Source organism: Acetohalobium arabaticum DSM 5501, from assembly GCF_000144695.1.
Taxonomy (GTDB): domain Bacteria; phylum Bacillota; class Halanaerobiia; order Halobacteroidales; family Acetohalobiaceae; genus Acetohalobium; species Acetohalobium arabaticum.
In genome coordinates, this window is record NC_014378.1 from 80,962 (window position 1) to 93,141 (window position 12,180).

Genomic DNA, 12,180 nt, shown 5'->3' on the forward strand with positions numbered 1-12,180 from the left:
AGTGTTTATTTTTAAAAAGGAGGAGTGAAAGTATGGCAGTACAGTGTAGAGATCGAACTGTTAGAGTAGAATATGTAGTTGATGAAGATACAGTTAGAGAATCTGTCAGTGGAGAATTGACAGTTCCAGATGAAAAGCCTGATATCGAACGGGTATTAGAGGTTACCACAGAAATTAGTACAGAGACGGCTACAGTTGAAGAGGGCGGAGTTGATTTAGATATTGAATTAGAAGTAGGGGTGTTATATGTAGCAGATGTCCCTGAAGATGATCCACAACAGCCGGTACATTTTTTTGAAGGGCCAGTTAGTGTTAGTAACTTTGTTGAGTTACCAAATGCAGAACCAGGAATGCATGTTATAACTGATGTCCAGATTATTAGAACTAGTAGTGACTTTATCGATGAGAGAACTATTGAGGTGACGGCTACATTACGTAAGTTTGCTAAAGTAGTAGAGTTTAGACAGATGACAATTGTTACTGACATTACTGGTTTAGAGCATGGCCTTATAGATAAGGAATTATTGAGATTGAATGATGTAATTGATGAAAATGTAATTACTGAAGTTGTAGCTGGGGAGATAGATGTTCCTGAGGAGAAGCCTCCAATTGAAAGAATTCTTAGAGTTCAGGGAGATCTTATTGGTGAGCCCGAAACTACAGTTGTGGATGGAGCAGTTATAGTTGAAGGAACTATTGAAGGAGGAGTTGTTTATGTAGCAGCTACAGATGAAGGGGATCAGCCAGTTCACTTTTTTGAAGGAACCTTTACCTTTTCCTATGCTGTAGATGTTCCTGAAGTTTCAGAAGCTGATGATTTATCTGTTTTCACAGATGTAACTGTAAGACAGATAACTGCTAGTTTTGTAGATGATGGAACAACTGGATTTGACATAGTATTAGAGATCTTTACTAAAGTAACAGAACCAATCCAGATAGAAGCAGTTGTGGATGTTGATAGTGATAAGATAGAAGTTGAAAAAGAGCTATTGAGAGTAGAAGAAGTAATCGGGGAGAATACTATTACTGAAACTATTACAGGTAATGTTAATGTACCTGCTGGTAAACCTGATGTAGAAAGAATTCTGGCTGGAACCAATGCTACAGTTTTAAATCCAACGGCTACAGTCCAGGATGGTGGAGTCTTAATTGATGGAGAGATTGAAGGAGCAGTAATCTATGTAGCAGATGTGCCCGAAGATGAACTACAGCAGCCGGTGCATTTTGTAGAAAACTTCTTTAACTTCAGTAACTTTGTAGATGTTAGTGGGGCGGAGGAAGGAATGACAGCCTATGCTAATGTATCAGTAGTTAATGTTAGATATAGCCTATTAAATCAAAGAACAGTTGAATTGACTACTACCTTACAGAAGTTTGCTAAGGTTGTACAGTTTAGACAGTTAGAGATTGTAACTGACTGTATTGCAGTGTCTCCAATTGTTGATGAGCCCTGTGAGGATCGGCCTTCATATGTAGTTTATGTTGTTCAGCCGGGAGATACTCTCTATAAGATTGCTCGCAGATATGGTACTACTATTGATGCTATTGTAGAAGCTAATGATATTCCAGATCCTGACCGGATTGATGTTGGGCAGAAGCTGTGTATTCCTAAGAAGATAATTGATCCTAAAGGATAATTGAAGATTAGAATTTAAGCATAGAAGACTGCAGATTTTCCTGCAGTCTTTTAAACTTCCATAATTAAAGGCAGGATTACGGGATTGCTGTTTAAATGCTTCCGTAATAAGGAGTTGATACCGGCTTTGATTCTGGATTTTAATTTAGAATTCTGGTCAATATTCTCTATATCGGCTCTATCTAAGATCTTGGCTACTTTAGATTTGGCTTTATTCAGAAGAGTTTCCGTCTGGGAGTTCTGCTGATAAGTAACCCCTCGAGAAGTAAGATCAGGTCCTCCGATTATTCTATCGGTTTCCCTATCGATAGTAACCATAACAGTTATAATTCCATCTTCACTTAAAGATTGACGGTCCTCTAAAACAGTATTATCCAAGCTGCCGGTTTGAGAACCATCAATTAATATCTTACCGGTAGGAACTTTATCTGTTATTTTGGCTTCATCTTTTGTTAATTCAAGTTTGATGCCGTTGGGAGTAACAAAGATATTCTCCTTGGGAATTCCAATTTCTTGGGCTAATAGAGCATGATGATGTAAGTGTCTGTACTCACCATGGACAGGAATGAAGTATTGGGGTTTGGTTAAATTAAGCATTAACTTTAATTCTTCCTGAAAGCCGTGGCCAGAAACATGGATATGGTCATGGCTGTAATAGATAACATCGGCCCCAGTCTCCAGCAGTTGATTAATGGTATTACTGACAGCTACTTCATTGCCGGGGATGGGAGTAGCTGAAATAATAACAGTATCCTGAGGAGTAACTTCAATCTGGCGATGGTCGCCGCGGGCAATTCTAGTTAAGGCTGCCATTGGTTCACCCTGACTTCCGGTCATCAAGATTACTACTTGCTCTGGATTATATTTATCAATATCATTAATATCTATTAACATTTCAGCAGGTAAATCCAGATGGCCTAACTTTCTGGCAATTTTGACAGTCTTAATCATGCTTCTACCGCTGATGGCTACTTTTCTATCATATTCTTTAGCTATTGAAACTACTTGCTGCAGTCGGTGAATATGGCTCGAAAAGGCAGCAGCAATGATTTTTCCTTGGGCAGTTCGAAATTGATCCTGCAGAGATTTGCCGATAGAGCTTTCGGATCTGCTATATCCTTTCTGTTCTGCATTGGTGCTATCCGATAGAAGAGCCAATAATCCTTCTTCTCCTAAGTGGGCCAGCTTATAAAAATCAGTTAAATCATCATTGATTGGATTTTGGTCAATCTTAAAGTCACCAGTATATAGAATCTGTCCTACAGGAGTTGTGATTGATATAGCAGCAGCATCAGGTATACTGTGGCTGACATTGATGAATTGGATTTGAAAGTTATTTATTTTGGTTTTCTCTCTAGGTTGAACTTGATTTAATTCTGTCTTGTGAAGCAGTTTATTTTCTTTTAATTTTTCTTTAACTAAGGCTATGGTTAATTCAGTACCATAGATTGGTATATTAATTTCTGAAATCAGAAAAGGCACTGCTCCAATATGGTCTTCATGACCGTGGCTTAGTAATAATGCCTTTACCTGCTGTTTATTCTCCTGTAAATAGGTTATATCTGGAATAACATAGTCAACCCCAGGCATATTATCAGTCGGAAACATAATTCCGGCATCCAGAACTAAAATTTCATTTTGATATTCAACTGCTATCATATTACTGCCGACTACACCTTTGCCGCCTAATTGAATAATACCGATTCTATCTAGATTTTCTGTCATTTTAAAGTCACCTCTTTTAAAGTTAATCACACTTTCAACAAGTTATCCACAAGAACACCAGGAGTTATACACAAATACAAGCCTGATAATTAGGGAATTTGTAAACTTATCCACATTATCCACAGATTGATCCACAATATTGTTAACAAGTTATTGTGAATAAATTTATTGCGTGATCTTCAATTTCTGTCCCGGATGGATTAAATCTGGATTTTTTAACTGGTTTATCTTTACTAATTCTGCTACAGAAGTATTAAATTTTTGTGCTATTTTATATAATGTATCTCCCGGCTGGACTTTATAGATAGTATAATCTGGATTAGGATTGGAGTTTAGATTGTTATAGATATGAATAGGAGTTCCTACTTCTACTTGTTTATATATATCTTTTACATCAGTATTATACATTCGAACACAGCCATTGGAGACAGCTTGCCCGATAAGCCAGGGCTGATTAGTGCCATGGATTCCATGAGTCTGCCAGGTGAATTGAATCCAACGTGAACCTAATGCACCACCGGGATTTTTTCGTTTAAGCAATACTTCAAAATTACCAGTCGGAGTAGGTGTTGAAGCTTTGCCAATTGCTACTGGATAATGACCAAGCAGCTCTGAATTTTGATAGAGTTCTAGATAGCGCTGTTCTAAATTGATTACAATTTTCTTATTAATATTATTCACCTCCCCTGAAAAAATATGTAGGTAATTGGTTATTCGATAGTAATTTGTAGGACTATATTATTATATGGTTTAAATTTAAAATTGTTAGTAATTAGTATAAAGCAGGAATTAATAACATCCAGGTTTAAATATTATCCATGGATGTCAGATTAAGTTGGGTTTTAGCTCTAATAAAGTGTAACTTAATTGATATATTGTGTCACCTGCAATATTTTCGTATATACCTCTTATTTGTAATTGCCTAGTATAATCAATATGAGTTCATTCATGACATTGCAGGAATAGTCAATATGTATCCGCCGCTTGTCGTTCGCTCAACATCCTGTTTCGCTCACTGTCAAAAACTGGTCCTCCACCGTCCGTGGTTCCGGACCAGTTTTAAGAGTGAGTGAGACAGGACGTCGAGCGAATGGCAAGCGTAAGAGATTTGTTGACTATAATCTGCAATATCTCAAACGAACGGTAAACGTTTGCAAGATATCAACTCTAAACTGCAACAATATATCAATTATGTGCATATTAAGTTCACACAAAATAATTTAAATTGATAAGGAGCTGATAAATATGAAATCTAAATTACAAGTAACTGCTCAGGCAAAGATAAATCTATTATTGGATGTTATAGGTAGACGGGATGATGGATATCATAAAGTAGAGATGGTTATGCAGAGTATAGATTTAGCTGATCGGTTAGAATTTACTCGGTTGCAGAAAGGGATTGAAATAAAGGTGGATCATCCGGAGGTACCTAGTGGAGAAGAGAATTTGGTCTACCAGGCAGTGGAATTACTGTTTGATCGATATGGTTTAGAGGGCGGTCTGCAGGTTAAGATAAATAAAGAGATTCCAGTAGCAGCCGGTTTAGCTGGGGGCAGTACTGATGCAGCAGCTGCTTTGGTAGCTGTTAATAAGCTCTGGGAGCTGGGGCTTTCCGTTGAAGAATTACAAAATTTAGGTGCTAAGTTAGGAGCAGATGTCCCTTTCTGTATTAAGGGAGGTACTTTATTGGCAACAGGTATCGGTACTGAATTAAAGCCTTTAACTCCAGTGCAGAAGTTAGATTTGGTTTTAGTTAACCCGCCTTTTTCTGTTTCCACTGCTAAAGTTTATCAGAACTTTAATTTGGATACGGTTAAGGCTCATACTAATTTAGATAGAATGCTTGCTGCGTTAAAAGCTAAGGAAAGGTCAGAAGTCATTGCTGCTGCGGATAACTTATTGGCTGAAGTAACTATGGAGCTTTATTCAGAGCTGTTTGAACTGGAGAAAATGCTTCTAAATCTAGGAGCTAGCAAGGTTTTGATGTCCGGAAGCGGTCCTACTATGCTCGGTTTTGTAGACAATCAATCAGAAGCTGAAAAGTTGGCTAAGCAGTTAAGACTACAGCTGCTAGAAAACTATATTATCAAACCGGTTCAGACTGCTTGTCAGGGGATTGCAATTAAGAATTAAGGGAGGTATATCTTGGCATGGAGTATAATGCAGTTTTGTTGGCTGGAGCTGAAAGTGGAGACTTGATGCCTGAAAAATCAAGAATAGATTATGAAGCTTTTATAGAGATAAACGGTAAAGCTATGATTAGTTATGTATTGGAAGCTTTGAATAATGCTGAAAAGGTAAATCAGATTATTGTTGTAGGGCCTAAAAGTAAAGAAGAATTTTTAACGGTTAAAGGAGCTGATTTAATTGTAGATGCTAAGGATAGTATAGTTGAGAATATAAGGTTGGGTTTGCAGATTTTAAATAAAGAATTTAACAGCAGTCAACTAGTCTTGCTTACCACGTCTGATATTCCGTTAGTAACTAGTGAGGCTATTGATAGCTTTATTACTGACTGTGAGCAAGAAGGAGAATACAGCGGATATTATCCTGTAATTCCTGAAGAGGTTAAGCAGACAGCTTATCCTGTAGCTGAAAGCACTTCAGTAAGTTTGCAGAATGATATCTATACCGGCGGTAATCTGGCCTTAGTTAGGCCTAAGTTGATTATTAGTTCTATTCCTCTGCTGAAGAGAATAATTGACTACCGCAAGAATCCTTTAAAGATGAGCTGGATACTTGGTTTAAAATTTGCTTCTAAGTTGCTTTTTGGCCGTTTGTCTTTAGGAGAAATAGAAGCTAAAGTTTCAGAATTAGCCGGTGCTTCCTGCAGTGCAGTTGTTACAGATTATCCTGAACTAGGTCTTGATGTTGATAATTCACAGGACTTAAAATTAATTCGGGATCTAATTAGTAAGGAGTAAAGTTTATTAAAAAGTTTTTTATTTTTGCAGGAGATAGCTTAATCTTTAGAGAAGGATGAACAAAGCAATGAATTTATTAGATAACGTTCGGAAGGAGTGCTCGTGTAATTATGAAGTTAAGAAGAAGCGAACGGATTGTAGCAATTACTAAGATTTTAATCGATAAACCTTATAGATTATTCTCCTTAAATCACTTTACTCAAAAGTTTGATGCTGCTAAATCTACTATTAGTGAGGATCTGTCTATCATTAAGCGTGTTCTTGCTGCTGAAGATATGGGACAGATTGAAACTATCTCGGGGGCTGCTGGGGGAGTTAGATTTATTCCTAAAAAAACTGCTGGAGATATTGAAGAGGTTGTAACTGATTTATGTCAGGATTTGTCTGATTCTGACCGGATTCTCCCGGGCGGTTTTTTATATATTACTGATCTCATATTTTCACCAGAAACCGTTATGGAGATTGGAAAGATATTTGCCACTCAATTTGCTGAACTGGATGCTGATTATGTAATTACTATTGAGACTAAAGGAATCCCAATAGCTTTGGCTACAGCTCGGGCAATGAATCTACCAGTAATTAGTATTCGTAAGGATAACCGTGTTACAGAAGGATCAGTAGTCAGTATTAATTATGTAACCGGTTCATCAAAGAAGATCGAAACTATGTCTTTATCCCGCAGAGCCTTATCTGAAGAATCGAAAGTAGTAATTGTTGATGACTTTATGAAGGCTGGTGGAACTGCTAAAGGAATGCTGGATTTATTGAGTGAATTTAAAGCAGAAGTTTTAGATATTGGTGTCTTAATGGAGACAGCCCAGCCGGAAAAAAAATTAGTTTCTAACTATACGTCATTAATTGTAGTAGACAAAGTAGATGAAGAGAAGCAGCAAGTGGTAGTTAGACCTAGTAATTCCATTTTGGGTAAATCAGATTAGGTTGTTGGTAACAGTTCGGTTATTATTTCTTTTCTGAGATTATCAATAGCGGTAAAATTCATAGCCTCGATATAATATTCTTCTAAATCATCATGGAGACTTTTGGCTTCAGCAATTTTAGTTATTGCTTTGGAGATTAATTCTTCATAATTCTCTTTTGCTTCCAGGCAATTAGATTCAAATTCATCAATTATCTGTTGGTCAATACAATCTAGCATATTGATTACTTCGTCATTTTTGCGGTTAGGATTTAATTCATGGGGCGGAGTTCCATTGATTAAAGCTGTATTTAGTTCAGGAATAATAACTGTATCTATTTTTTCGGGATCGAAAGCACAGTGATAAAAATAAACTTCATAGCCCTGCATTAAAGCTTCTTTGGCTATCTTTTCTGTTAATTTAGCCTTGCCGCTGCCTGGCTTTCCCTTTAAAATATACCGTTTTTCTATATCTTTGGTGATATTATTTAGATAATTTACTGGCCCTTGAGGCGTTAAAGCACTAGCAAAGAGGCGTCTTTCTTCTCCTTTTTTATCAGCAATTTCCGTAGAATTAAAGATTTCAGCCTTCAGATTTTTGATTTTATATTCAATTTTCTGGGGGTCCAGTGCTTCTATGTAATTTGATTTCCATTTTTCATAAAATGATTTGGCTATAGCCAAATCGTCATAGGCCAGCTGGAATAAATTCCAGATCTGATTATTAAGCTGTTTTATTTCAGACTTATGTTCTTTTAACAGTTTACGGTCCCAGTAGCGGCCTAAATTTATAATTTCATCTACTGCACCTGGATTTTCAGGATCTACTAGATGGGGAGCAGTTCCGTCTAGAAAGGCTACCTGTAGATCTTTAATTACTATCCCATCTAAAGAATTATTGTCTGATGAACACCAGTGGAATTCAATATCATAGCCTTCTTCTATCATTCTTTCACCAATCTTCTTCATAAAAGTGGACTTACCTGTTCCTGGGCCGCCTTTGATTATAAATACCTGTTCAGCTTCATATGGTAAATAGTCATAAAATGAATAGAAGCCCTGTGCTGTGTTGCCGCCGGGAAAGAAATTAATTATACTGCCTTCGTTCATTATTATTACCTCCTCATAAATTCAATCATCTACTATTATAATATGTAATAGAATGTAAAGTGTGAATAATCTATTACTGTGGTAGTTAGCTAAATAAGACTAATCAAATAATTACATGAATCTGACACTTATGGGCTTTATAATTGTTTTTTCAAACATTATAATTAATAGTTTTAAGTTTATAACCAATAATTACAATTATAACTACAACTATTTTACATAAGCTTGACATAAAAATAGTTTTCTGTTAGTATATTTGTATACTTAGCTTAAAAGGAGTTGAAGATAAATGGCAGATATTGATCCTGATACTCCCGTCTATTCAATTGGAGTAGTAAAAGAGATGACCGGTTTGACTAGAAGACAGATTCGTTATTATGAGGAAGAGGATTTAGTGAAACCGGCCCGGACAGATGGCAACCAGCGGATTTATTCAGAGAATGATATAGAACGCTTAAAGGAAATTAAAGAATTACTGGCAAATGGTTTAAATATTGCTGGGATTCAAAAGCAGTTGGGAAAGGTTTCAGAACTGGAAAAGGAAAAGCAAAAGAAGCAGCAGAAGAAAGATATTGAATTTGCTGATAAGCTGTCTAAAGTTAGCACAAAAAAATTGAGTTCATTATATCCAGTTTCCAATAGGGCTGATTTAGCAAAACTGTTGAATGAAGAAGAAAATGGAATAGAGTGAAACAGAAATGGTTCCTCGCTGCTCAGCGAGGAACCATTTCTGTTTGGGACAACTTTTTATAAGGAGGAATAAGAATGAAGCTTGATTTAAAATTAAGCGGTGGGACTGTTGTGGATGGAACCGGCAGGGATAGATTTAGAACTGATATAGGAATCAAGGATGGAGAGATTGTGAAGTTAGGCGATTTAAAGGAATTAAATGCTTGTATAGAATATAACATTGAGGGTTTAATTATTGCTCCGGGATTTATAGATATTCATTCTCATTCTAAGTATTCTATTCTGGCCAATCCTAAAGCTTCAGGTAAAGTTTATCAGGGAGTAACAACAGAAGTAGTAGGAAACTGTGGAAGTTCTGCTGCTCCAGTTACTGACCGGAGTACTGAAGCAGTACAGGATAGTTTAGATAAGTACAATTTAGAACTTGAGTGGCAGAGCTTTGCAGGTTATTTTGGAGTGTTAGAAAAGAAAGGGACTGCCTTGAATATAGCATCTCTAGTAGGCCATGGTCTGTTACGGAAATCTGTTATGGGGGATGAACCTCGCAGGCCGACTAACGACGAATTAATTGAAATGAAGCAGTTACTGGCATCTGCCCTAGAGGATGGAGCCTGGGGCTTATCTACTGGCTTAATCTATCCTCCTTCTTCTTATGCAGCTACTGAAGAATTAATGGAATTGGCTCAGGTAGCTGCTGAATATAATGGTATATATAGCACACATCTTAGAAGTGAAGGAGATGAATTAATAAAAGCAGTTAAGGAAGCAATTAAGATTGGCCGAGAAACTGGAGTTTCAGTTGAGATTTCCCATCATAAGGCCATCGGCAAAAATAATTGGGGTAAAGTAGATAAAACTTTAGAACTGATTACTAAAGCAAGAGATGAAGGATTTAATATTAGCTGTGATATGTATCCCTACCTGGCCACTTCTACAGGCTTGGCGGCTTTACTACCGGCTAAAATAAAAGAGGGTGGTAAAGAGAAGGTTCTGAGGCGATTACAGAATAAAAAGTCTGTAGCAGAAATAAAACAATACTGGCAGCAGAAGCAGCAGCCAAAAGATTATTGGAGTAAGATTCTGATTTCAGAAGTAAGCAGTGATGATAATCAGCATCTAGAAGGTAAGAGTATAACTCAGATAGCTGAAAGACGAAATCAAAAACCGGCTGACATAGTTATTAAGCTTTTAATTGAAGAAGAGCTGCAGATAAGCATGGTTAAATTCTCTATTTCCGAAGCTGATCTAAAGAAAGTATTGGAGTTTCCTGAAACAATGATCAGTTCAGATAGCTTGACTAGAGTGAAAGATGGTTTATTGGATCAAGGGAAGCCTCATCCTAGGGCTTATGGAAGCTTTCCGCGGGTGATTGATAAGTTTGTTAAAGATAAGGAGCTTCTTACCTTAGAAGAAGCAGTTAAGAAGATGTCCTATCTGCCGGCTCAGAAACTGGGACTGAATAATAGGGGAGAAATAGCAGTAGGAAAAAAGGCTGATCTGGCTGTATTTGATTTAACAGAATTTACAGATCAGGCTACCTACAAGCAGCCTCACCGCTATGCTGCAGGACTTAAGTATTTAATAATAAATGGGCAGCCTGTTGTTGAAGATGCAGAACAGACTTCAGCATTACCGGGTAGAGTGTTGATTAATTTATAACCTTGACATCAAATTATTTCCTTGTTATAATATGGTCGGTTGATTGCTATCTTAAATAATTGTTAATTGGATTTAGAGTAGTTTCGGTTTAATTACCTAAGGAGGTTTAGTATGGCAGAATTAGCCACTATTGTTCTGGCGGCTGGAAAAGGAACTCGAATGAAGTCTAAACTGCCCAAAGTATTACATAAAATTGGCGGCAAATCAATGGTAGAACATATTATCTCTACTGCTGATACTCTTAATCCTGTTTTAAATATAGCTATTATCGGTTATAAAAGTGAATTAGTTAAGTCTAACTTGGAAGATTCTAATGTTAAATTTGCTTATCAAAACCAACAGTTAGGAACCGGTCATGCAGTAATGCAGGCTGAAGATCTATTAGCAGACTTTACTGGTTCAGTACTGGTTCTATGTGGCGATACACCGTTGCTTACGGCTGATACTCTGAATAGATTATTCCAACAACAGCAGAGGGAAGGAATTGCTGCTGCTGTACTGACTACAGAAGTTGAGGACCCTGCTGGATATGGACGGATTATTCGTGAGCAGACAGGGGATGTTGCACAGATTGTAGAGGATAAGGATGCTACTGCTGAAGAGAAGAAGATAAAAGAGATTAATACTGGAACCTATTGTTTTGATAGTCAGCTTCTATTTTCGGCTTTAGATAAGATTGATAATGATAATGCTCAGGGAGAATATTATTTAACAGATATAATTGAAGTCTTTAAAGAAGAGAATAATCGGGTTGCAGCAGTGGTAACTGATGATAAATCAGAAATATTGGGAGTTAATACTAGGCGTCATCTGGTTCAGGCAGGGAAGATTCTACAGAAGCGGATCTGTAATCAGCATTTGGATGAAGGGGTAACTATTATTGATCCTGAGAATACCTTTATTGATCAGGAAGTGGAGATTGGAAGAGATGTTATTATTCATCCCTTTACTACCATAGAAGGAGAAACTGAGATAGGTGATGGAACAGTTATTGGTTCACAGAGCAGAATTATTGACTCTAAATTGGGGTCTGAAGTAACTGTAGAGCATTCTGTTATCCGTGAAGCTGAGATTGGAGATAGCACTAAAGTAGGTCCTTTTGCTTATCTACGGCCGGGAACTGAGATTGGCAAGGAAGGAAAGGCCGGCAGTTTTGTTGAAATTAAAGAATCTAAAGTTGGAAATCAAAGTAAAGTACCTCATTTAAGCTATATAGGAGATACTATGATTGCTGAAGAAGTAAATGTTGGAGCAGGCACTATTACAGCCAATTATGATGGAGAAGAGAAGCATAAGACAGAGATTCAAAGCCAGGCTTTCATTGGTAGCAACTCTACTTTAGTTGCTCCAGTTGAGATTGGGCAAGGGGCTGTTACTGGAGCCGGTTCAGTAGTTACCAGAGATGTAGCTGATAATACTTTAGTATTGGGGGTGCCGGCTAAAGAGAAGAATTCTGAAGGGGAAAATTAAGGTTTGGAGATAGTCTATTAAGTGTAATTAAACAGGAGGGCAGTTTTATA

At 37.1% G+C, this 12,180-nt stretch carries 10 protein-coding genes; 7 read left to right on the top strand and 3 right to left on the bottom strand.

From position 1 onward, the window contains the following. Positions 1 to 32: 32 nt before the first annotated feature. Complete coding sequence (locus acear_RS00440; protein ID WP_013277076.1) at positions 33 to 1,637, top strand: DUF3794 and LysM peptidoglycan-binding domain-containing protein; 1,605 nt, start codon at positions 33 to 35, stop codon at positions 1,635 to 1,637. A 50-nt stretch (positions 1,638 to 1,687) separates the two neighbouring features. Here acear_RS00440 and acear_RS00445 read toward each other — a convergent pair whose 3' ends face one another. Together acear_RS00445 and acear_RS12890 are read right to left on the bottom strand one after the other, a co-directional pair. Beyond that, entirely contained in the window at positions 1,688 to 3,361 is a 1,674-nt protein-coding gene (locus tag acear_RS00445; protein ID WP_013277077.1) for a ribonuclease J, read from the bottom strand. 165 nt (positions 3,362 to 3,526) lie between these two features. Next, positions 3,527 to 4,042: a L,D-transpeptidase family protein gene (locus tag acear_RS12890; protein ID WP_013277078.1), complete on the bottom strand. Its 516-nt coding sequence runs from the start codon at positions 4,040 to 4,042 to the stop codon at positions 3,527 to 3,529. A gap of 564 nt (positions 4,043 to 4,606) precedes the next feature. Between acear_RS12890 and ispE the strand changes: the two genes are divergently transcribed. The 3 genes from ispE (at position 4,607) to purR (ending at position 7,223) form a co-directional block, all read left to right on the top strand. Then, a complete protein-coding gene (gene ispE, locus acear_RS00455) occupies positions 4,607 to 5,494 on the top strand; it encodes a 4-(cytidine 5'-diphospho)-2-C-methyl-D-erythritol kinase (RefSeq protein WP_013277079.1) in 888 nt (295 codons plus the stop codon). Positions 5,495 to 5,511: 17 nt separating this feature from the next. Continuing rightward, complete coding sequence (locus tag acear_RS00460; RefSeq protein ID WP_013277080.1) at positions 5,512 to 6,285, top strand: NTP transferase domain-containing protein; 774 nt, start codon at positions 5,512 to 5,514, stop codon at positions 6,283 to 6,285. A gap of 110 nt (positions 6,286 to 6,395) precedes the next feature. Then, positions 6,396 to 7,223 (top strand): pur operon repressor, encoded by an 828-nt coding sequence (purR, locus tag acear_RS00465; RefSeq protein ID WP_013277081.1) that lies wholly within the window; start codon positions 6,396 to 6,398, stop codon positions 7,221 to 7,223. On the opposite strand, the gene acear_RS00470 is transcribed toward purR, so the two are convergent. Then, positions 7,220 to 8,311 carry a PRK06851 family protein gene (locus acear_RS00470; protein ID WP_013277082.1) on the bottom strand — a complete coding sequence of 364 codons (1,092 nt, stop codon included), beginning with the start codon at positions 8,309 to 8,311 and terminating at the stop codon, positions 7,220 to 7,222. The genes purR and acear_RS00470 overlap by 4 nt on opposite strands. 289 nt (positions 8,312 to 8,600) lie before the next feature. Between acear_RS00470 and acear_RS00475 the strand changes: the two genes are divergently transcribed. The 3 genes from acear_RS00475 (at position 8,601) to glmU (ending at position 12,130) form a co-directional block, all read left to right on the top strand. Further along, positions 8,601 to 9,002 carry a MerR family transcriptional regulator gene (locus acear_RS00475; protein ID WP_013277083.1) on the top strand — a complete coding sequence of 134 codons (402 nt, stop codon included), beginning with the start codon at positions 8,601 to 8,603 and terminating at the stop codon, positions 9,000 to 9,002. A 74-nt stretch (positions 9,003 to 9,076) separates the two neighbouring features. Further along, a complete protein-coding gene (locus acear_RS00480) occupies positions 9,077 to 10,660 on the top strand; it encodes an N-acyl-D-amino-acid deacylase family protein (RefSeq protein ID WP_013277084.1) in 1,584 nt (527 codons plus the stop codon). Positions 10,661 to 10,771: 111 nt separating this feature from the next. Continuing rightward, complete coding sequence (glmU, locus tag acear_RS00485) at positions 10,772 to 12,130, top strand: bifunctional UDP-N-acetylglucosamine diphosphorylase/glucosamine-1-phosphate N-acetyltransferase GlmU (RefSeq protein WP_013277085.1); 1,359 nt, start codon at positions 10,772 to 10,774, stop codon at positions 12,128 to 12,130. Positions 12,131 to 12,180: the final 50 nt, after the last annotated feature.